19 protein-coding genes and 2 pseudogenes are annotated in these 22996 nt (G+C 39.9%); 14 read left to right on the forward strand and 7 right to left on the reverse strand.

Annotated elements, in window-relative coordinates; translation table 11 throughout:
- Window positions 1–48 precede the first annotated feature (48 nt).
- Together H2672_RS19635 and H2672_RS08605 are read left to right on the forward strand one after the other, a co-directional pair.
- Window positions 49–201 (forward strand): NAD(P)-dependent oxidoreductase, encoded by a 153-nt coding sequence (locus tag H2672_RS19635; RefSeq protein ID WP_255485615.1) that lies wholly within the window; start codon window positions 49–51, stop codon window positions 199–201.
- A 309-nt stretch (window positions 202–510) separates the two neighbouring features.
- Entirely contained in the window at window positions 511–843 is a 333-nt protein-coding gene (locus H2672_RS08605) for a GNAT family N-acetyltransferase (RefSeq protein ID WP_255485616.1), read from the forward strand.
- A gap of 22 nt (window positions 844–865) precedes the next feature.
- Here the strand turns inward: H2672_RS08605 and H2672_RS19935 are convergent, their stop codons facing one another.
- Complete coding sequence (locus tag H2672_RS19935) at window positions 866–1027, reverse strand: general stress protein (RefSeq protein ID WP_370569625.1); 162 nt, start codon at window positions 1025–1027, stop codon at window positions 866–868.
- 193 nt (window positions 1028–1220) lie between these two features.
- A complete protein-coding gene (locus tag H2672_RS08615; RefSeq protein WP_186670910.1) occupies window positions 1221–1679 on the reverse strand; it encodes a general stress protein in 459 nt (152 codons plus the stop codon).
- A gap of 264 nt (window positions 1680–1943) precedes the next feature.
- Here H2672_RS08615 and H2672_RS08620 point away from each other — a divergent pair, with 264 nt between their 5' ends.
- The 3 genes from H2672_RS08620 to H2672_RS19940 all read left to right on the forward strand — a co-directional run bounded on the left by H2672_RS08620 (window position 1944) and on the right by H2672_RS19940 (window position 4590).
- On the forward strand, window positions 1944–3515 hold the full coding sequence (locus H2672_RS08620; RefSeq protein WP_186670911.1) for an S-layer homology domain-containing protein: 1572 nt from the start codon (window positions 1944–1946) through the stop codon (window positions 3513–3515).
- Window positions 3516–3906: 391 nt separating this feature from the next.
- Window positions 3907–4416, forward strand: coding sequence for a hypothetical protein (locus tag H2672_RS08625; protein ID WP_186670912.1), 510 nt, complete (start codon window positions 3907–3909; stop codon window positions 4414–4416).
- 6 nt (window positions 4417–4422) lie between these two features.
- Window positions 4423–4590, forward strand: a complete 168-nt coding sequence (locus tag H2672_RS19940) for a DUF4309 domain-containing protein (RefSeq protein WP_186671114.1) — start codon at window positions 4423–4425, stop codon at window positions 4588–4590.
- A gap of 456 nt (window positions 4591–5046) precedes the next feature.
- Here H2672_RS19940 and H2672_RS08635 read toward each other — a convergent pair whose 3' ends face one another.
- Window positions 5047–6453 (reverse strand): MDR family MFS transporter, encoded by a 1407-nt coding sequence (locus H2672_RS08635; protein ID WP_186670913.1) that lies wholly within the window; start codon window positions 6451–6453, stop codon window positions 5047–5049.
- Between the two features lie 815 nt (window positions 6454–7268).
- On the opposite strand from H2672_RS08635, the gene H2672_RS08640 reads away from it, so the two are divergent.
- Window positions 7269–8072 carry a gluconate 2-dehydrogenase subunit 3 family protein gene (locus H2672_RS08640; RefSeq protein ID WP_186670914.1) on the forward strand — a complete coding sequence of 268 codons (804 nt, stop codon included), beginning with the start codon at window positions 7269–7271 and terminating at the stop codon, window positions 8070–8072.
- 26 nt (window positions 8073–8098) lie between these two features.
- Entirely contained in the window at window positions 8099–9853 is a 1755-nt protein-coding gene (locus tag H2672_RS08645) for a GMC family oxidoreductase (RefSeq protein ID WP_186670915.1), read from the forward strand.
- A 359-nt stretch (window positions 9854–10212) separates the two neighbouring features.
- Here H2672_RS08645 and H2672_RS08650 read toward each other — a convergent pair whose 3' ends face one another.
- On the reverse strand, window positions 10213–11136 hold the full coding sequence (locus tag H2672_RS08650; protein WP_186670916.1) for a Na/Pi symporter: 924 nt from the start codon (window positions 11134–11136) through the stop codon (window positions 10213–10215).
- Between the two features lie 410 nt (window positions 11137–11546).
- On the opposite strand from H2672_RS08650, the gene H2672_RS08655 reads away from it, so the two are divergent.
- From H2672_RS08655 to H2672_RS08670, 4 genes and pseudogenes are all read left to right on the forward strand, one after another.
- Window positions 11547–12047 (forward strand): hypothetical protein, encoded by a 501-nt coding sequence (locus H2672_RS08655; RefSeq protein ID WP_186670917.1) that lies wholly within the window; start codon window positions 11547–11549, stop codon window positions 12045–12047.
- Between the two features lie 211 nt (window positions 12048–12258).
- Window positions 12259–12552: pseudogene (locus H2672_RS08660) on the forward strand (bifunctional metallophosphatase/5'-nucleotidase); the annotation flags it as partial.
- A 57-nt stretch (window positions 12553–12609) separates the two neighbouring features.
- A pseudogene (locus tag H2672_RS08665) lies at window positions 12610–12777 on the forward strand (excalibur calcium-binding domain-containing protein); the annotation flags it as partial.
- 260 nt (window positions 12778–13037) lie between these two features.
- The gene (locus tag H2672_RS08670) at window positions 13038–14099 is read left to right on the forward strand and encodes a permease (RefSeq protein WP_186670918.1); all 1062 of its coding nucleotides are present in this window, start codon (window positions 13038–13040) and stop codon (window positions 14097–14099) included.
- A gap of 382 nt (window positions 14100–14481) precedes the next feature.
- On the opposite strand, the gene H2672_RS08675 is transcribed toward H2672_RS08670, so the two are convergent.
- Window positions 14482–15036, reverse strand: a complete 555-nt coding sequence (locus H2672_RS08675; RefSeq protein ID WP_186670919.1) for a DoxX family protein — start codon at window positions 15034–15036, stop codon at window positions 14482–14484.
- Between the two features lie 382 nt (window positions 15037–15418).
- Here H2672_RS08675 and H2672_RS08680 point away from each other — a divergent pair, with 382 nt between their 5' ends.
- Entirely contained in the window at window positions 15419–17155 is a 1737-nt protein-coding gene (locus H2672_RS08680; protein WP_186670920.1) for a sulfate adenylyltransferase, read from the forward strand.
- 212 nt (window positions 17156–17367) lie between these two features.
- Complete coding sequence (locus H2672_RS08685; protein ID WP_370569626.1) at window positions 17368–18345, forward strand: 2-hydroxyacid dehydrogenase; 978 nt, start codon at window positions 17368–17370, stop codon at window positions 18343–18345.
- A 325-nt stretch (window positions 18346–18670) separates the two neighbouring features.
- On the opposite strand, the gene H2672_RS08690 is transcribed toward H2672_RS08685, so the two are convergent.
- Together H2672_RS08690 and H2672_RS08695 are read right to left on the reverse strand one after the other, a co-directional pair.
- Window positions 18671–19192 carry a cupin domain-containing protein gene (locus tag H2672_RS08690; RefSeq protein WP_186670921.1) on the reverse strand — a complete coding sequence of 174 codons (522 nt, stop codon included), beginning with the start codon at window positions 19190–19192 and terminating at the stop codon, window positions 18671–18673.
- A 738-nt stretch (window positions 19193–19930) separates the two neighbouring features.
- A complete protein-coding gene (locus tag H2672_RS08695; protein ID WP_186670922.1) occupies window positions 19931–20917 on the reverse strand; it encodes an iron-siderophore ABC transporter substrate-binding protein in 987 nt (328 codons plus the stop codon).
- A 1229-nt stretch (window positions 20918–22146) separates the two neighbouring features.
- Here H2672_RS08695 and H2672_RS08700 point away from each other — a divergent pair.
- Complete coding sequence (locus H2672_RS08700) at window positions 22147–22941, forward strand: ABC transporter ATP-binding protein (RefSeq protein ID WP_186670923.1); 795 nt, start codon at window positions 22147–22149, stop codon at window positions 22939–22941.
- The last annotated feature ends 55 nt before the right edge of the window (window positions 22942–22996 follow it).

Below are 22996 nucleotides of genomic sequence, written 5' to 3' on the forward strand. Positions count from 1 at the left end.
CGGTGGCAAAACTCTGTATAAAAGATTGCAATACCCTGCACTTTTTTCTTGCAAAATACAGCTGTTTTTATTAATGTATCTCGCGGTCAGACAGTCGATGAACATGCGCTTATTCGTGCGTTACAAAATGGAGAGATTCATGGAGCTGGTTTAGATGTATTTGAAACAGAGCCTGAAAATCCACATAACCCATTACTTTAAATGTCGAATGTCGTGGCAGTCCCTCACATCGGATCTGCTACAGCGGGGACGTAAGCGGCAATGGTGATGCTAGCGGCAGAGAATTTAGTAGCTGTTTTAGCGGGGAAGGAACCGATAGATCCTGTTGTAAAATTAATTTTAGGTACGCAGTGCTAGAAGCTATCTTGAAAGTTTGATGAAAATAGGGTATTTGTGCACCAAAAACTATGATTACTATAAATGTAAATAAATTATTGTTGGGTACCAGGTCATCGTTTGACTTGGAATTGTTCTATAACCTAGTACCTTTCACTAAAGTGGGAATGGAGAATGGGTATGCGATTGGTGAGACCGTCCATTGAATGGAAAAACGAGCATGAAGACTACCTGAAAGAGTGGGATGAACCCCGGATAACTCCTAGCAGCTTTAATTTAGCTGGCATCGAGAGCTATTATGATTATTTAGTAGCACTGAAAATCCGGGAAAGTGGAGACGAGAAATGGGTGCATAGCACGAACTATTTCTTGGTGGATGAAAAGGATCGGGTTCTTGCAATGGTCGATATACGACACAATCTAACAGATTATCTACATAATGTAGGCGGGCATATCGGGTATGGTGTGAGACTAAATTCAAAAATAAAACCCCCTCATCGAATATAAAGATGAGGAGGTGTGACTATACTTATTTCTTAGCAACGATAACGAGTCTTCCTGTATCTAGCTGGGCTTCCGCTTCAGCCGCTTCACTTGAGGTTAAACCTGCAGCGTCCATTTTATTACGAAGTTCGTCGCCACGGGAAGAAAAAATGTTTTTTATGCTGTCCATGAAACCCAATTCCTCCATTCCAACTTTTTCCGTATGAAGTCCATCTGCTATTTCGCCGGAAAGCTTTTTTGAATGGGTAAAATATAAATATCATCCCTAGAATAACCTTGTGTTTCCAGCTTCTCTACACGTTCTTTGGCTTGTACGACGTTTTCAACTGTTAAATTTACTGTGATTGAAATCTCCTCCATTTGAATAGGTTTTTTAAGAATTAAATGAATGTCTGATTCATTGTATTTATGGGCTCGTAATCAGGTTCGACCAACACTAAAATTTTGCCGTTAATAAAGTACTCATTGTAGCGGTGGGCATCCACTTCCGGAATACCCATTCCAATCAGTGCGCCCTCAAGCCCACCAACACCAACACCCGCTGCCGCACCTGTTATTCCCGCAATAATTGGCCCTGCCGCAACAATGAGTCCAATACCAGGAATTGCTAGTGCGCCTAATCCGGCAAGTACACCACCAATTCCCCCTAATAGTCCACCAGTTGCTGCACCATCAGCGGCTTGGGTTCCTGTTTCGTCAGTTATGTGTTCTATACCTTCCGCATTCTTACTGATAATAGAAATTGCATCTGAAGAATATCCTTCTCTTTTCAAATCATCGATGGCGGCAATTGCTTCAGAATCTGTATCATAGTATCCTACTACTCCCAGTATACCCATATTAGTAACGCCTCCCAGTTTAATAAATCAGCTGTTTTTTCGGCTAGTAGAATAATACCCGTACGCAATCTTTTAAAACATGGTTTTTTAAGATCTATTGGTACACAGTCATAGTTCAGTATATTTCCGTTTTCATTCAGGATTTTGAATGCCCATAGTCACCCATGCACAATTACCTTTCACTAAGTAATAGGTCATTAGATACGAGAAAGAAAGGTTATTCCATACTATAATAAATTGTGTTTATTAGAAAGGATGTTTTCATTGAAAAAGATACTACAGGTTTTAATGGTATTATTAATAGGCATATCTATAGTTACTCTGCCAATTGGCGGTGTAAAAGCAGCAGGCTTTTCTGATATTTCTGCATTAAAAAAGGAGATTGACTATTTAACTAAGAAAAAAGTAATAAACGGATACAACGATGGTACATTCCGTCCGTCCGTACTACTTACGCGTGCACAAGCAGTTGTGATGATTATGCGCTCCATTGGTATGCCGGAAACAGAATTGAAAGATTCAGGATTCAATGATGTAAGTCCAACCAGTTTTGGATACAAGGAAATTTCCTACGCCGTGGGTGCAGGGATTATTAATGGCAAAAGTAAAGTTCGATTCGATCCAGCTGGGAATATCACACGGGCTGAAATGGCAAAAGTGTTAGGGAATGCCTATAAACTAGTGGGGGTGTATGAGCCCGGGTTCACTGATGTCTCCGCTAATTCATGGGCATTCATATTCATTTCATCATTGGCTGCGAACAATATTACCGTTGGGTATACAGATGGAACGTTCCGCCCGACGCAACCGATTGATCGTGCACAATTCTCAGCTTTCCTTGCACGAATCATGGAGCCAAGCTTCCGTCCATCTACTAGCAAAATAGACCATTCCATTGTCGACCTACCAATGGAATCGACAATCATAGATATGGTGAAAAATCCGAACAAACCAATCATTTACTATATTGATGCGAAGTCTAAATCACTGGTAATACTAAACTTGGCAACCAAAGCTAAACAGGTTGTTGAACTGAGACATCCTGCAGAAAAGCTCGCCATCAAAAATGACAAAGTATTCGTCACGCAGCAAATTCAAGCTAGAAGTCCCTATAACTTCATCGAGACGCAAAGAGGGCTAATCAATGTCTACGATGCGGACAATCTTTCTTTACTAAAACAAGTAGAGGTAAATATCGAACCTTATGATATTGCTGTGGATGATGCTGAAACGCTAATCATTTCATCTGGTTCAGGCCAACATACAGAGGTTCATACCTATAACTGGCAAACGTCAGAACACCTTTCGTCTGCTGATATTTGGGATGAAGATCTAATTGAACTGTCACCGAACCAAGGTAAAGTCTATTCGGTTCTTACTTCACACTATACTGGGCGAATGGAAACATATAGTTTAGTAGCAGGGATCATCAAGAAGGAAACAACGGAGCCTCGCTTTTTTGACACCTCCAACCTAAGAGGATATGTCCAAATGTCCCCTGACGGTAAGGTTATTTATAATGGCAATGGAACAATTTATGCATCAAGTAGTGACCCATCCAAAGATTTGACTCCACTTGGCAAACTCGCTACTCCATTCAGCACGATGACATTCGATGAACCCGGCAAGAAAATGTACCTTGCTGATAACTCAACTCAAATTTCTGTTTATAAATACGACTTGCTTGAGCCTACCTCTACTTTGCGTGCGTATGGAAAAGTAAATCAACTGATTTATGTAAAGGAAACTGGAGAACTATATGCAATCTCCGCATATAAGCAAGGTGGTTCCACAGTTGACTCCACTATACTTGAACGGTTTAATGTTGGAAAATAAACGATTATAAGGTGTTCAGTACCACCGAAGTAAGCGTCAAATTGGATTTTTAGGTGCATGTGCAAGATACTATCCAGGAAATCCGTTACAATTGCATAGAATAAGAGAAGAAGCCAACAATAGTACTAATTGTTTGGCTTCTTTTTGCGATTTCATTCAGGACTTCGTGTTGTCATAATTCAACTAAGCACTGGTACCTGTCACTATTTTCTGCAAGGCTTATTGCGAAAGGCATCTACAAAGCGTTGACTATGACTATCACATTAGTGGACAAATTCAATAACTGTTTATATTATATTTAAATAAAGTTATGTCACTTTCAAAAAACACGAGTGACATCCACTTAAAAGGGGAATCTAATAGTACGACGAACAATGAAAGGATGCTTTAGATGAGGAAACAGTTCGCACTACTACTTTGTTTTTCGCTATCAGTCGGATTGGCGGCATGTAGCAGCAACCAAGGTGAAGACACGTCCCCTCCGAAAGTGGAAGACTCCACCAATCATAAAGGAAGCATCGGGGATGAACAGGAAGTCCCCAATATAAATGACCCAACAAAAACGGACGATACCACCACAAGTCCAGTGAATCCTTCTGATAATAAAAGCGAAGACTCTGCGATTAATGGAGAGCAGACAAAGATGGCAATTGATGCATTGAAAGGCCTTGTTTTAAGATGCAAAGGAAGGCGTGTGTTTCGCTTGTCAGACGGATTTTACATCGGCAAAACTAGCCGTAAGCATATTCAAGATTCTATCGGCAAACCCGAGATTAGCGATTCGTATGATCATTACACCGGCTCGATGGGACAAGCATCTTATGACTTGTCCTATGATTCAAAAGGGATACTAAAAGAAGCGCGCTACTTTGGAACCAATGTAGAAAGGCAGACGAACTAGGGGGGGATCACAGTTGATGATCTCCTTAAACAGGTCGGGAAACCCATCGAAAAACGAACAATCGCGAAAAACGGCGAAGTGAATTATATCTATCAGTTTAAGCCATACGAACTGCAGTTCATCTTTGGTAAGGATAACGCACTGAAACATGTGAATCTACTGAAGGGGAAATAAATTGGTTCGCATATTTTAAGGAACTTCTCATGCTACTATTCCGAAAACACACTACAATTACATGTCAATAAGGTGAAGATTAGGTATTTGTGCGAATACCTAATCTTCTTTGCGTTTTAATGTAATTGGATGAAATGTCCGTAATTTTATGTCGGAATCGTACAAAAAAATATCCATATTATATATAATGGGAACTAGTCACCTTCTAAAAGGATAACCCAGCGAAGGCACGGAAAATGGTAGCCGAAGCAATTAGAGGCAGAACTTGCATGACCAACACCTTGTTTGCGCATGCGGTTGAAGCCATGCTAGCGGTACGCGTCCGCTTAGAATGGTAAACAACGGATTCCAAATGAAAAGCGGGTATGTGAGGATTCTATCGCTCACATACCCGCTTTGAAATCCCTTAATACTGTTTCAGTGCCCATACTCAAATGGTGCGGAAACCTTTCTGCATTACGCTTCCTTCGAGCTTTGGTTCGGCTTCGAATCCCTAATTGTAAATGATAACAAAAGTCCGAAGACTGCAATGTATCCTGCCATATGGAAGGCTACATTGACCCCGTGGATGGCACCAGCAACCGAGTCGTCACCCACCGCCGCTGTTACCGTGATAGCGACCAGAACCGCAGTCCCTACTGCACCAGAAATCTGACGGAACGTATTGTTCATGGCAGTTCCGTGAGCTATTAGATGATTTGGCAACTGATTCAACGCAAGCGTTGTAGACGGCATCATGACCATAGCAATGCCGAGCATCCGAACCGCATTCAAGACTGCTAAATACGTGAAACTTGTTTCTTCGGATAGGTTTGCAAACATGAACGTTGTCACTGTTAGGATGAAAAATCCACCTCGCAACAGCCATTTTGCTCCAAATTTATCGAACAGTGTTCCTGTCACTGGGTTCATAATGCCCATCACGATGGCCCCTGGCAAGAGCATCAGGCCAGAATGAAAGGCGTTGAATCCAAGCAGGTTCTGCATGAAGATTGGTAAAATTACGGTTGTTGCAATCATGGAGGCGAATACAATCATGCCAAGTCCAGTGGCCAACGTGAACACCAAATAGTTAAACACCCGAAATTCGAGGATGGGCTCTTCCAGTTTCAATTGTCGTTGAATGAATAAATAGAGTGAAATAGCTCCGACTACAAATGCTATGCCAACATTCACATGAAGCCACCCCGTGTTACCGGCAATACTAAAACCGTAAAGGAGTCCGCCAAAACCAAGTGTCGAGAGGACAATGGACCAGTAATCCATCTTTGGATTGGTTAGTTCCGTGACGTTTTTCAGCAAAAAGAAGGCCGCAATGATAATTATAATAGCAATCGGTAGGACAACATAAAAGACGCTTTTCCATGCGAAGTGATCCACAAGATATCCTGAAAGGCTCGGTCCAATTGCCGGACCAAATGCAATGACAAGACCATACATACCCATCGCTTTTCCTCGTTGTTCAACAGGGAAGAGAAGGAACATAATCGTTTGCAAGAGTGGCATCATAATCCCCGCACCTGCTCCTTGAAAAACCCGTCCTAGTAACAAGAAGGCAAAGTTAGGAGAAACGGCAGCGATGAATGTGCCAAAGGCGAATATGCTCATCGCTGTAATGAATAATTTCCGTGTTGTAAATTTTCCGATTAAAAATGCTGTGATTGGAATCATGATTCCGTTGACGAGCATGAAAATCGACTGCAGCCACTGAACTGTACTTTCTGTAACTTGAAGATCTTTCATGATTGGTGGCAAGGCTGTTGCAAGAAGAGTTTGATTTAAAATTGTAATAAATGCACCGGATAATAAAACGGCCATAAGTGGTATATTCTTTTTGAGTTCAAACGTTTGCGTGTTTTCCATTGTCTGTTAATCGCCTCATTTTAGTTACTTTCTCCCCGAACAATTTAACGTTTAATGCGAACCAGACACTTCTCACATGTAAGTGGTTATTTTACTAGACCTCAAGTTTATTGTCTAAATAAGTGTAGGTTATTCAAAATGGATACTAGATGCGGTATTGATTGGGATTGCAGTTCGCATAACGAAACAATTTGATGAAATGTCATAAGTCTATCATGCACTAGTACAACAAAATTGATACCCGAAGTCTGGAACGTGTATACGGTCGAAGGAATTAAAGTTGCTAAGTCGTTAAGTGAGGAATTAGAATACGCAGATAAATATTCTACCAGTAACCTTCCTTGTCATTTAGAATACTTAACTAATACGTTAACGCCCACCCGTTTGACAGGTGGGCGTTATTTTACGCTTATATATTTTTTTTGTGAATAGCTTTTAAGCGGAAAGTTTAGTGTCATCTACTTATTCAAATTACATCAATACTCTATTATCGAATGAACAAATTTAAGGATGAAATCCAAGTAGGTGTTATATTTTAGCGAATAATGGTCAATAGTTATAAAAGGCAGATACTGTCAAGTAGATCCAGTTTTATTGATTTTAGCAATTGCTTAGGTCTTCCTTAGAATGAAATACTTTCTATTCAATCCATTCTCCGAGGTCTTGTTCAAGAGAAAGACGATAAAGAATTTCAATTTGTCCTTATGGAGGGTGATTACTAAAATGATAGGGGTTTTAATGTTAATAGTCCTAGAATATCGTATTTAAAATGATGTCAATGTGGAATTTAAACAGTATTTTGAGGAGGATAATAAATGACAGATAAATACTCAGATGATGACAAACAAACGAAGGATGATAAAACATATGACCCTAGCCGCCGAAGGTTTTTAAAAAACACAGGAATGGTAGCTGGCGGAGTTGTAGGAGGTTCGTTTCTTGGAGGATTACTGACCAACAAATTCGTGCAAAAAAATGAAACAGCTACAAAGTCTGGTATGGAACATGCTACCGACTTTCAAGAAGCCTTACAATTTTTTACCCGTAGGGAAGACTTTGCGGTACTTCAAGCTGCAACTGAGCAAATTTTTCCAAAAGATGAGAATGGGCCGGGTGCAATTGAATTAGGGGTGCCCTATTATATTGACAAGCAGTTAGCCGGTCAATGGGGAGTAAATGCCAGAGACTATCGACAAGGGCCATTCGTTCCTAAGACTAAACCAAGCGAAAGAGCTGAGGAAAAGCGAGGTGAACAATCGATTTTGGATCGAGGAAGTATTTTTTTACTTGGCCTAAGAGTAATGAATCAAGAAAGTGGTAAACGATTTAATACTAGTTTCGATAAAGCCACGGAAGCGCAGCAAGGTGAAATTTTGCAGGATTTACAAGATGGAAAAATTAAAATGAATGGTTTATTATCATCCGAATTCTTCTTCTTGCTTCATAGATCCACACTAGAAGGTGCGTACTGTGATCCACTATATGGTGGTAATAAAAATATGGATGGTTGGAGAATGAAGGAGTTTCCTGGAGCACAAGCATCATATATGGGGGTTATTGATAGTGAAGACTTTGTAAAAATGGATCCAGTTAGTTTGGAAAATTATCAGGGACACTAATCATATATTCATTAGGAGGAAATGCAGTGGTCAAAAAACTCAATAAGGTTGACGCAGTCATCGTAGGATCAGGATGGGCCGGTGGTATTGTTGCGGCAGAACTAACTAAAGCGGGTCATAAAGTTGTCATACTTGAACGCGGTAAAGATAAGAAGCACGAAGACTTTAATGGTACAAAGGACGAGGTACGTTACTCGCAACGTTATGATTTGATGCAAAACCTTCATAAAGAAACGATAACATCAAGAGGTGATCTATCCGAAACAGCACTTCCAGTAAGAAACAATGTGAATGCAAGATTGGGTGAAAATACGGGTGGAGCTGGCGTTCACTGGAACGGATGGACCTTTCGCTGGCTACCTTATGATTTTGAAATATACAGCAAAACAGTTGAACGTTATGGGAAGGGGAAAATTCCGAAGGATTCAACAATGCAAGACTGGGGGGTTACTTACGATGAAATGGAACCATATTTCGATAAATTTGAAAAAACTGCTGGAATTTCAGGAGAAGAAAACCCACTCGGACCACCACGCTCCGATAAATATCCTAATCCGCCACTAAAAACTACGCCAGCTATTAATTTATTTCAAAAAGCATCTACAGAACTGGGCTATCATCCTTATCGAATGCCGGGTGCTACCGTGTCACAAACTTATCAAAATCCGGATGGAGAAACCATTAATGGATGTGTGTATTGTGCATTTTGTGAAGAATACGGTTGTAATTTCGGTGCGAAAGCTGACCCAATCGGAACGGTACTTGCAACTGCTAAGAAAACCGGGAACATGGAACTACGAAACGGGGCAAACGTAACGCGAGTCAGCCATAATGGGAAACGTGCGACTGGCGTGATTTATGTTGATACGAGCACTGGACAAGAATACGAACAACCTGCAGATATTGTTGTACTTGCTGGATTTGTCTTTTCAAATACGAAATTACTTTTACTATCAAAAATCGGGACCCCATACAATCCACAAACGGGTAAAGGTATAATTGGTAAAAACTTTACAGGCCATTTCTCAAATCTATCTACCTATATTGGTGCTCGCGGTTTCTTTGAAGAGAAGAAATTTAACCTCTATATGGGAACTGGTTCACTTGGTTCCACCCTTGATGATTTTGCAGGGGATAATGAAGATCATACAAATCTCAATTACTTGCATGGTTTTGAGATCCACTATAGTCAGTTAGGAGCAAGACCAATCTCCAATAACCAAGTCCCAGTTGGAACGCCTACATGGGGGAAGGAATTTAAGAAAAACTCGTTGCATTACACGAATCGAAACTTGTTTATCACATCACAAACTGCATTTTTACCAAATAAGTACAGCTATTTGGATTTAGATCCAACATATAAAGATGCACTAGGCAATCCACTACTGCGTGTGACTGTTAAATATTTAGAGGATGATATTAATCGATCTAAAGCTGGTGTAGCCCGATGTGAAGAAATAATGAACAAGATGGGTGCAGATATTGTTGATGTTGACAAGGTTGCAGATGATTTACAATTTGATCACAAATTTTATACCGATCACTTTATAGGTGGGGTTATTATGGGCGCTAGTCCAGCAAATTCTGCAGTCAACACATATTCCCAAATGTGGGATATGGAAAATTTATTTGTGGTAGGGGGCTCGTCTTTTCCACACACTGGAAATTACAATCCTACTGGAACGATTGGGGCCTTTGCCTATCGTGCGGCTGAAGGAATGAATAAATACTTAAGTGAAGGCGGGTTACTAACACAACAGCTGCAAGAAAAAAATGCATGATAATAGAAGTGAATTACAGAATGAACTAGTATTAGTCAGGTATTTTGAACTTATAGCCTTTAGATTATATGCCACGCAAATAAAGAAGCCCGTATTTATGGGCTTCTTTATTTGTGTTCACTCACTATTAACGGACTTTACATATTTATTCACTATAGTGATCTTTTTACGTTATTAATTGTCAGGTACCACTCTGTGCGCGACACTATTCTGAAAATACACATCAATTGTATAATAATACAATGAAATCAACTATCCAAAAGAGTTTCTGACCCTATTTAAATTTTTACTCGGGTGTGTGAATTATTCGTCATTGTGTATCACGCTGGTACTTCTTTTAAACCTACGATGGTGCCTTTTCACTTACGATCATGAACTCTCATAATAAGTTTTCCAAATGAAGTTGCAAAAGGAAGGATAATGAGTGAAGAAAGGACATTAAACAAAATACCGATATAAGCGAGTTGTGTGTCAGCTTCACTTGCAAGCTGTAATCCAATCGAAGTGAGCAAACCGATAAAGGGATAAAATACGATAACTCCGATGATATTCAACCATATATGGGCATAGGCAGACAATCTTGCTTCCCTGCCAGCACCAATAGAAGCCAAAAAAGCAGTGACACATGTACCGATATTGGAACCTAGCATAATAGCGATTCCAGTGTCCAAGTGTACAACGCCATTTGTTAGGAATCCCATTACAATTCCTATAGTGGCTGTGCTTGATTGAATAATCGCCGTTATGAATGTACCGGTGAGAATACTATAAAGATAACTGTCATCCAAAGATAATAGTGAATTACTAACAAATCCAATTGAGCTCAATGGACCTGCTAAGAGTTCAAAGCCACTCATGGAAGTAAAGACAGCGGCTATGCCGAGAAGTATTAGACCGATACTTCGTAACTTTCTTTTTCTAGTTAATAATAAAATAGCCCCACAAATGGCTAGAGGTACAAGGAATCGCTCTAGGTCAAAGGTGATGAGTACAGTTGTTAATGTCGTACCGATATTTGTTCCTAAAATAATTCCTATAGATTGAGGGAATGTGAGTAATCTAGCGGCAATGAGTCCAATCGTAATGACCATGACTGCCGAACTACTTTGTAGAATACAAGTAATTCCAACCCCTGCTAGTAGACCTTTCCAGGGCGTATCCGTTAATTTAGTAAGCCATAATTTTAAGGAGTTTGCAGATAAATTGAAAAGCCCTAATCTTAGTAATGCCATGCCGTAAATAAATATTCCGATTAAGAATAAAAATAGAAATAATTGAGCCAAGCACCCACCCCCATATCTATGTCTATGGTTTAAAAGGTTCGGACATGCATTGTTTCCCCCGATTACCGGTTACACGTATTCTAAACTATAGTGTTACTCGCCTAAATAGTAAGATATGTCCTCTCTAATTTTAGGATAGAGACTAATTTTTAGTTACCTGTGCATGGCACTATTCAGTGAATACAATACAATTGTATAATGATACGAAGAAAGTCCGTATTTATGCTTCATTATTCGGCTTTATGTATAATTAAATGGGTGTGTGAATTGTTTGTCTTTTGGTTTGACACAGGTACCTCCTCTAAAGCACACAATCACAAAGGTGCATCGGAATAAAGAAAAAATGTGCCTAAGTCCAATCCTTGTTCTCTTATTTTACATAACCTAAAGGTATCAGAGAGTTTAAGGATGTGGAAAAAATGGGGAATTCGAATGAGGGACTATCATGTTTGGATGTAAAGCCTGGCTTTACATTAAGAACCCAATTTACCTTTATCGCCAATGACATAACTTTAAGTTGTATTCTAAGCGGCATTGCTGAAAACTCGGTTAATATTGCCGGGTTTTTCACAACTAGAAACGCCAATAACATTAATTTTGTTAGGCTTGTGGCGGGCTCATCTGAATCTGAAAGTATGGAAGATCTTCTTGTAGTAACAAAAACACTGAAATCCTTTCATGTTAAATTTGAAGAGGAGAAAGTACTTGCACTTGCTACTATTCCAGCGGGTATACCCGGGGGCTATAATAGGGTAATTGGTAGTTTGTGGTGTAAGATGAAGCTTGAATCATTTTATGTGGGGGAAGACAATATAATCTATTTAAACGTATCAAACATCAAAAAAGCGATAGAAATATTGTCACAAGAAAATGTTAAGCAATGTCCAAAGAATTGTTCAAAAAGATGTTAAATTGACAACAAACACACATTTTTTCAAATAATAGTTTGTAGGCAAGCGTTAAATATAGCCCGCCTGTTCTGAAAAGCACCCACAATTAGTGAGCACAAACTAATTGTGGGTGCTTTTATCTTAATAGATGAACAACTTCCGGATGGCTCCCGACCATGGAAGAAGCTTATCGGTTACCTGTTCATTGTTCACATCAATTGGATAGGAATGTGATCATGAGTTTAATTTTGGATTGGATACATTGGATAAGATATCCAACCAGTATAAAGGCACGAAATTGGCGGGAAATGTTCACAAAGATAATGGCGAACGATTTTTGCCGGCGTATACGATTATCGAAAAAGAAGGTGTTAAAATTGCGATTATCGGTATGGTCACTCCACTAATCGTCGAGTTTGAAAAAGGTACTAATCATCTGGATGGATTGGTTGTTAAAAATCCAGTTGAAGAGACAAAAAAGATAGTTAAAGAGTTAGAAGGAAAAGTAGATGTCATGATTGGCATCAGCTTGCTGCTTCAATTTCATGAAAGTTGAAGCAGCAAGCCCGAAAGTAGTGGCCTGAAAAATTGCACAGAGCTGAACAAAGTATATAAAGGCGGCGTAGCAAGATCCGCATCTGTCAAAAACGTAGGCGGGAAAACGAAGTACAAACCATTTGTATCTCAGGCACTTTATGATGTGAATAAAAAGATGGACCGCGGTAAAGACTTAATTGCATGTGAACGATAAAAAAAACAGCTCCCCCCAGATTTCGTATCTGGAGGGGAGCTGTTTTTTTAGGTTCTCAAATTTCAAGTACTGGTACGACACGATTTGGAATTGTATCAGGACCTTTTTTGTCTAAGTAGTCTCTCGCACTGATACCTAGATTTAGCGCATTCACTACAACCATATGAAGAAAATACAAAGGAAAAAACAGTTAATTATTTACGTAATATAGTGCTATAATTAGCTAGTTATTTTATTTGCTTTTCTTGGGAGATGTACAGATGAATCATTTATTACCTTCTCAATCGTCCCGTTCCAAAAGGACGATTGTTTACATTTTGATATTTTTGTTGATTGCCATTGTGGGATTGGCCTATTTAAAATGGATTCCGTATTATAGCAAAAGCATCTTGGCCATTACTTCTCATTCAATCGGGGATTCCATTTTGGGGGATCCGTCTGAGGCAGGATCTGTCTCATGGGAAGGCGCATGGTCCTATGCCTTGATTTATTTCAATTCAGTTTGGAAAGCGGCTGTTCTGGGTATTCTATTGGGCTCTTTAGTGCAGGTTTTATTGCCGGCACACTGGTTACTCAGAGTACTTGGAAAAACTTCTTTTGGCAGCACCGCAATTGGGGGCCTTTCCTCACTTCCAGGCATGATGTGTACCTGTTGTGCTGCACCAGTTGCTGTCGGATTCCGCAAGAAAAATGTCTCTGTAGGGGCTAGCCTTGCTTTTTGGCTCGGCAACCCGACCTTGAACCCTGCCACGCTAATTTTCATGACCTTTGTTTTGTCTTGGAAATTCACTTTACTCCGACTGGTGTTCGGTGTTATTTTGACTTTTGGCGTCAGCTATTTGGCCAATCGTTTTGTTCTTGCGGTAAAACAGGTGGATATCGATAAAATCATAGAAAAAGCGGAAGAGGTGGAAGCGGGCTCCTTCATTTCGAGATGGATGAAAAGCTTAGGGAAAATGACTTTGTATATTCTTCCGGCCTATATCCTATCCGTTCTATTGATGGGGGCAATTCGTGTATGGTTATTCCCGCATGTGAGTGAAGCCTCTGCCAATACCATTTTTACAATTATCATCTTTGCAATTGCAGGTATGTTATTTGTGATTCCGACAGCTGCGGAAATACCTATCATCCAAACGTTTATGTCATTTGGGCTCGGCGGTGGTCCAGCTGCAGCACTCTTAATTACATTACCTTCTATCAGTCTGCCATCCCTGTTGTTAGTTGCAAAATCGTTCCCTACAAGAGTCTTGTTTTTTGTAGCAGGATCCGTGGTATTGCTGGGAATACTGTGCGGTGTGATGGGGATGTATATTTTATAAAGGATAGCTGATTGCAATGCCTGTACAAGAGAGGAAATAGGACTCTTGCACAGGCATTTTTTATCGAAATACAAGGCACAATGGCAAGCAATTCAACCAGTTAGCTAAACATATAAAATTCAGGTGCTGTTCACGGCACTGATCAGTGAATACAATACAATTGTATAATAATACGAAGTTAATCAATTACTATGCGACCTATTCTTTATCTTTTGTATAATTACTTGAAAGTGTGAATTTCTCGTCTTGGTGTCTGACAGGTACCTCTCACTGGCCTCTGAGCCTCTAGGCGCTGGAGTCTGGACGTGATTTTATAGTTTCCTAAGCTACAAAAAAAATATCCCAAGTAAAAGAACTCGGGATATCATCTAATTTATACAATTTATTTCTTTGACGACCATGGTGTTCCTAAGCGAGGCAACACCCAACGATCTAGCCCATACCAACCAGCAACTTTCCAGGCCATAATTAAGAATACTGCAATTATAAACATAACGGGATTCGAACTCACGGTACCTGCCAATAAGAAAGACATATTCATAAGTGCACCAAAGAAAGCTGCAATTCCAGTTAAGAGACCAACGATTAAGCCGAGTCCAATTAACACTTCACCCCAAGCCACCATATAAGAAAATGGGACTGCGTTTGGAATTACCATGCTCTCTAGGAACCAAGCATACCAGCCTGCGACGTCCCCCGACTCGGTTTTGGCAAGGGCGCCCCCCATAAACCCTTTAATTGCAACACCAGCATTAGCGCCAGTCCATACGTCAGAAGTAACTTTTCCAATGCCAGCCATCAGCCAAGAATAACCAAGGTATAATCTTAACACCAACCATATCCATGAGGATGTCGTGTTAGAAAACAACCATTTTGATAGAGGATTTTCTTCGATAATAACATTCTTCCCAAACTGTGATTTCTTCAATTCAACCATGTCATCACCCCATATTTTTATGTCGTTATTCATTATTACTATACATAATAGATAGAGTAAGAGTATCCATAGTACTATTTTAATCATAGCGTGTGTGACAAGTTTATCCATTTTAGGTGTCAGTGTATCAATTCAGTAAATGCAATAAAACTGTATAATGTTACAAAGTAAGTAATTCATTATGTACTTTACTATTCTTTTTCGGGTGTTTATTCAGACACGCGAATTTTTTTCTTTGTGTTTGACACTGGTACATCTTTTAAGTGCATGGCGCGAATAAGTTTCAGAGTATTTGATTTATTTTGAGTGTGCAGGTATAGTAGTGTTAGTATACCTATTTTTTGAATATATAGACAAATAGTTTAAAGGGGGAAGGAATGAGATGGTAAATGTACCAGTGGAAAACAAGTTTTTGAACTATCCACAACAGCCTCATGGCGGAAAATTGGTGGATAAGGTAGTGACGGGAAAAGAACGGGAAGAGGAGCTAGTCAGAGCCAAGCAGCTACCAACGATTATGGTAGACATGGAGGCTTCGATAACGCTTGAAATGATTGCGACGGGGGTTTTATCTCCCAATGAAGGCTTTATGAACGAACCAGATTATAATTCTGTTCTTTCGTCAGGGAGGTTAACAAGTGGCGTAATATGGCCGGCGCCGCTAAGTTTTGCCCCAATTGGTAATCGGAACAAAGAAATCGTGAAGTCCCTTAAGGTTGGGGATGAGGTGACACTTGCGGATGAAAACAATGAACCTGTTGCTATTATGCGAATAGAAGATATTTTTCAGTATGATAAGGAACGGCGCGCGTCTGCTCTTTTTGGTACGACCGATCGTAACCACCCGGGGGTCGATGCAATTTATAGAAGAATGGGCGATGTCTCTTTAGGTGGACCTATTCGATTATTACGGCGAATGGATTGGGGACCATTTGAAAAACTTCGCCTGGAACCAAAAGATACGTGGCGTATATTTTATGAAGAGAAGAAGTTTCGTACCGCGGCAGGTTTTATAACAGGGGCCAATCCCTTGCATAGGGGTCATGAATATATTCATAAGAACGCTTTGGAAGAATTAGATGGCTTGCTTCTTCAACCTTTAGTCGAGATGGCCAAACGTGAGTATACACGTCATGAATACCGTATGTTGTCTTATCGAAGCGTTTTAGATACGTATTATCCACAAGGTCGTTCCATTCTCGCTCCTTTGCGAGTGACGTATATTTTTGCAGGACCGCGGGAGACTGTTTTACACGCACTAATTATGAAGAACTATGGTTGTACGCATGCGCTCATTGGGCGAGATCATGCGGGAATTGGTGATTATTATGATAAGTATGCGAGCCATAGTATATTTGACGAGTTTAAACCTGAAGAGTTAGGGATTGAAATTCGATTGTATCATGAAGTCTTTTATTGCACACGGTGTGATAGTCCCGCTACAGGGCAGTCCTGTCCACATGATGAACAGTACAGGATTAATATTTCTGGTACGGGTATACGTGAAATGCTTCGTCATGGGATTATGCCACCGAAGGAAATTGTGCGTCCAGAATCAGCTCGTATTGCGATGCAGGGGGTTCAGCCAAAAGGACTTGATGAGTTTGAAAGATCCATTTCACCAGTTGGCAAAACGCTTAAAAGCATATTCCCTTTCTATTTGGCAAGGACAAGGCTCGGTGGACGAAAACGCAATACGCCATTGATGGTGGAGGAACTAACAAACCTTGATTTAGAAGCGGCGAACTTGGATGTCCGTACCAATGCAGACCGAATTTATCAGGATATTTTTGACGAGTTTAGTAGTGTGGGTGATGTTAATCGCAATTTGCAGCCGGAATGGATTGCAGATGCCCGGGATTCAATGCGCGCCCAACAGGAAATGGTCATTCAGGATTTGGAGGAGAAAGTGGCACAAGCGCCAGCTACCGCTTCCGATGAATTCTTGTATCAGGATAAGGAAGAATCTCAACGTGAACTTGATGTCGCTAAAAAGATTCTTACGGACATTCCGATGGTGCTGGGTGATGATCATTTAGAAGACCGGACTTGGAATCTCCTCCCTTATCATCGTTATCGCGGCAGTGATGAACCCAACGAAGACACTAATGAAAAGTAAATTGTACTTCTATAGATTTTAAAGCTATTAAGCGTATCACTTAGATGAATAAGTGATACGCTTTGTTTTCTTGTAATAATCCGATGTCTTGGGATGCTGGGTTCTCATTGAATTCTGGATTGTATGAGTACCTAATAATTTCACGTGCCAGTGATTGTAAATTATGACACAATAGAGCTAGATGCAACTGAATATACGGGGGGGAATGAAAAGTGAAACCAAAAGTGTATTCAACATATTCGATACCTGAACATGTGAAAGAGTTTATGGCTGAGTATTGTGATATTCGAGAGTGGCAGGGAGATGGGCGAATTCCGAGGGATATCTTGTTAAAGGAAATTGCTGATGTAGAAGGGTTATATACTGGGGGCAGCAGTATGGTTGGAAGGATTGATGAGGAGTTGCTGAATCACGCCCCTCATTTAAAAATCATTAGTAACGTATCTGTTGGTTACAATAACTTTGATGTAGAAGCTATGACTAAACGAAATGTAATTGGAACCAATACGCCTCATGTATTGGATGAAACGGTTGCGGATTTAGCATTTGCCCTTATTTTATCTACTGCTAGACGCATCACTGAATTGGATCGGTTCGTCAAAGAGGGGAACTGGAAACCAACGACAAATTATCGTGAGATCTATGGGAAAGATGTACATAGCACCAAGTTAGGCATCATTGGAATGGGGAGAATCGGAGAAGCAATTGCGAGAAGGGCAAAATTCGGATTTAATATGGATGTCCTTTATTTTAATCGGAACAGAAAACCGGAAGCTGAAGAGAAGTATGATGCGGAGTATTGTGACTTGACATCACTTTTAACACGTGCCGATTACATTGTGTTGATGACGCCCCTTACACCTGAAACGTTCCAACTCATTGGTGAAGAAGAATTTAATTTGATGAAGAAATCAGCTGTTTTCATAAATATATCTCGCGGTCAGACGGTCGATGAACAAGCGCTTATCCATGCTTTACAAAATGGCGAGATTCATGGGGCGGGATTGGATGTATTTGAAAAAGAGCCCGTGGATTCAGATAATCCATTGCTTCAAATGTCAAATGTCGTGACAGTCCCTCACATCGGATCTGCTACAGCGAGAACAGAAGCCGCAATGGCGATGCGAGCGGCAGAGAATTTAGTAGCTGTTTTAACGGGGAAGGAACCCATAGACCCTGTTGGAAGTTAAATCTTAGGTATGCTGTGCAGCAAAAAATCATAAGCGTTTAGACATTTACGACAGTTCTTATACAGGTATCTGATACTATTTCGGGTATTAATGATTCGTTCGGAGTATCGCTCAACTATGTATAGAGGACCTGAAGTTAGAGATTGTTATGATCTCTGGCTTTATTCTTGTCTTGAAATAATGAGGTTTGGGGTAGTAGCGCAAATCAAGCACCTTGGAATTCATTGAAGTCAATAAATGGAAAAGTCAACCAATCCCTAATTCAAGGATTGGTTGACTTCTGAATGCTGCGTGAAATGGGAAAAATAGAAATGAAGTTCTGATATTATTCTGGAACTTTTTCGTATGCTAGCTTCATTATAATCTCTTCGTGTTGAGGATACGTTGTTAATAGTTCAGCTTGTGTGAACAGTTCAAAGTCTTGGAAATCAAACCCTGGAGAAACCATACAACCTACTAAGGAGCAAGTATCATCCGCCATGACAGATGATCCGAAAATTGAATTTTGGGGGACTAACGCTTGGGGGACCTCTCCATTATCTAAATCCATGCCTAGTTTGATTTCTTTATAATCTCCAATTTCATCAATGACATGTATCGTTAACGAACTTCCAGCGTGATAATACCATAATTCATCCGATTTTAAACGGTGAAAATGAGAGACATCATTTGATGTTAATAGAAAGTAAATGCTCGTATAGAGCTTTCGGTGACCTTCAAAATCACTAGTTAATTCTTTATCAGACGTACGTTCTTCCGATTCAAAGGTTCTTTTATAATATCCACCTTCTGGATGAGGGATCATTCCAAGTTTAGATACCCAGTAATTCGCATTCATTTTCTTCATCATAAAACTCCTTTCGTTTATGAATTGTGTATTATTTTGATTTGTTCTAGCTATATGATGTAGCTGAATAAACAGTGAGTAACTACCTGGATTCCTTTCAATGAGAATTAAGTGGTTACTTTTTTGTATGTGTGATTGGGCGTGGGGATGACATCAGCACATAGGGTTAGCGCCTTTACAGATACGAGGAGGATTCTTTTGAAAGCTTTTAATAAAAACAAGGTTAAAAAGCTAATGCTGAAAAAAGTGAACCTTAGTCAAGTTACTCAAACTTTTGATTGATTTAAAATCGGACAAAAGTACTGAATTATATTTTCTTTTGTGATGGTGCTTTTTCTGTTTTCATCATTAATTAAAGGTTCAGTGGCGTTTGTTAATCGTTCTATTGAGGAAGGCGTAGGTTTGCTATGGAAAAAGCGAGCTGCGCGTATTGCTTGACCGACTTGTTAATGAAATGCATTGGATTGAAAATAACTGGATTTCCCTTTCAGATCCATTGGATGCTGTTTGAGTAAATTGATAGTGAAGCAGCAGTCTTAATTAAAAGTTAACACATTCCCTTAGTACTAATTTCATAAATTACAAATTAATCTCGCGAACTGCATACGTTATGATTACAACCTGCATGCCAGTCGCTTCAAATCAAAATTATGTGGACTGGCATGAGGATGTAAGGTGATGTGAATGTCGAAGGAAAGCGTACTGTCGCACCTTTTTCTTTAGCTTGGAAACTCTCTGTCACTCGACGTTTGTTAACTCATTAACGATCAAATTCAAAGAATTTTCCTTAATCAGCGGATAATCACTGATGGTCCAATGGGGCACACTGTAGACTTGTCCTGCTTTCACAGCGGTGAGATTTTTCCAGACAGAAGTAGCGGCATACATCTCTAGATCCGTCTGCGCTTCCAAATCTTCTTCGGAGTTGCCTACTTCTAGGAAAAGATGATCTGTATTAAAAGAAGGCAGAGATTCCAGCGAAATTTGTTCTGCTTTACTAATGCTCTCTATTCCAGGAGCAGGCGTGAGTTTCAACCCCGAGAACAGAATTTCCGCAAAGCCATGATTCGGTCCATATAATCGGATGATTTTCGGTTGAATGCGTAAATACATGAACGTTTCACCAGGTTTCACATGTGCAGCGATGAGTTTTCGGGCTTCGTCCAATTTTTGTTCATATTGCTCGATCCATTGCTGCGCTTCCTCTTCTTTTTGCAAGACTACACCCATTTTAATAAGGCCAGTTCGCCAATCATCAGAATTTTCGAGGATCACTGTCGGTGCGATTTTACTCAGATCATCGTTAATCTTGGAATCCCGGGAAATAATCAAATCCGGTTCAATTTCCACTAAGGCTTCCAAGTTAGCGGAGTCGCCAAGCGGAATGACGCCGGACAATGCATCGTTGTCCAAATAAGGAAGCTCTAAAGACCCTATGTATGTAGTGGAAGCATACGGTTTTATGCCAAGTGCCAGCATTTGATCAGCCAGTCTGTAATCGAGTACGACAATTTTCTCCGGTTTTCCTACAATAGTGGTTTGACCGGCGGCATGTTCAATGACTCGCTGCTGTGGTGTGTTCGCGGATGCTGCTTCTTTGATACTATCTACTGAATTATCTTCTTTGGGAGAGGTACAGCCCGAAAGTAAAATGAGCAGAAGCAGCAAGGATAGGATGACTGACAATCGTGAACCTGATGAACGATCTGAGTTGATTTTGTACATGATAATAAAATTAACCTCCATTATGAATAATTAAGTTAGTCTAAACAATAATGATAATCATTATCAGTTAGAAAGTCGAGAAAAGACTAGTATGACTCAGGGTAATCGTTTACGAGGGATTACTCTAAGTCATGCTAAATAGGGGTCATTTTCACCTATAATCTCTTTGTGTGCAGCGTTTCCGTCTTAATTTTAGGTACCCAATTGCCCTGCACGACAGTTAATAAGAGTAATTTAAAACTATAAATGTATATTACACTGAATGATTCTACAGAAAAATGCTCCTTCAGTAGAATAGATACTGACAACCAAATAAGTTCTATACGCTACAAATGAATTGCGTAGACCAAGACATCGTCAATCGTCAATACTTATCTCTGTTGCCGCGGAGCATTATGATAAGTTATCTGAATACGCATTAGTCAAATTCATGATTCTTGTGCAGCTATTTCGTTGGAGAAGTTTGGAGGAAATCGAACAAGTAATCCGCGCTAAACTGGCTATCTGAATCGAATTGGAGCTGGATTCTATTAGTGGATCTCAGCTGAGTCGGCGACTTGTGAAGTTAGACACATCAGCATTGGCAGACTTGCTGGTATCAGTCACGAAACGATACTGGTTGGTACGTGGTAAAACCGCTGGCATTAGTGCTAACATTGGGATCCTAAAATTAATTGATTCCACACATATCAAGTTGCCGTAGAACGCATCTACTTGGACCGCCATAAGTAAGGATTCTAGGGGGGAAAGCTACATCTCCGATTAGCCGTTGCTTTTGCAACTGGGGTTAATTATCTCTTTGATGCTTAAGTGTTAGAGCCTCTGGACGCGGGTTCGACTCCCGCCGTCTCCACCATACATAAGATCTGAAGGTGCCAGCATATATTTAAGATAAGGATATCCTTGCCAATACGGCAAAGATATCCTTATTTTTATTAATGAAAATATACTCAAGAGTAATCCGAATATTAGAGAATCTACATAGAATACACCTCCTGTAACCATGCATTTAAAGAAAGCCCGCTACTATCAAATGCTACCCCAAAAAACTAAACTTACTGTAACTTCTGCAAGCTGTTGACAATTATCTAAATAGTATCTAGTATATAAATGAGATTGATAATCGTTATCAATTAAAGTTAGCGGATAACTAGTCCTTAGAAAAGTAAAAGAAGGAAAGAAACCTTAATCAAACGATACGATTATTAAAAGGAAAGGAAGTACTGAAAATGTCAGCTATTAAAGTGGATCAAGTTGCAATAGGTTACTCAAACACACTTATTATTGATGATTTAAGTGTCTCTATTCCTGAAAAAAAGATAACTACGATTATTGGCCCAAATGGTTGTGGGAAATCTACTTTATTAAAGGCTATTTCGAGAGTATTGAAAACAAAAAGAGGTGCGGTCTATCTTGACGGACGTGCAATCCATCAGTTAGAAACGAAAGAAGTCGCCAAGAAAATGGCGATTTTGCCACAATCGGCGAATGCACCAGGGGGACTTACTGTATTTGAATTGGTTTCCTATGGCCGTTTCCCGCATCAAAGTGGATTTGGGTCATTAAAAAAAGAAGACTATGAATATATTTATTGGGCAATTGACGTAACCGGATTAAATGAATTTAAGGATCGTCCTGTTGAAGCGTTATCAGGTGGACAAAGGCAACGTGTTTGGATTGCAATGGCGCTTGCGCAGGACACTGAAATTCTTATTCTCGACGAACCGACTACATATTTAGATTTAGCGCATCAACTGGATATTTTACTCCTCTTACAGCGACTTAATGAGGAGGAAGGTCGAACAATTGTCATGGTGCTTCACGATTTAAATCACGCATCACGTTTTTCTGATTATATGATTGCCATGAAAAACGGCAAATTAGTGAAAGAGGGGACACCGGAAGAAGTGATGACTTGTCCAAATTTACAGCTTGTATTTAACATAGAAGCCAGAATTGCAACTTGTCCATTTAGTGATAATCCAATTTGTCTATCTTATCAATTATGTCAGAAGGATCGGTAGTCCTTTTTCTCAATAAAGTATGCCGATTGTAAGTTTGTTGTGGGGGAGGAAAGGT

It is taken from the genome of Sporosarcina sp. BP05 (genome assembly GCF_014282005.1).
Taxonomy (GTDB): domain Bacteria; phylum Bacillota; class Bacilli; order Bacillales_A; family Planococcaceae; genus Sporosarcina.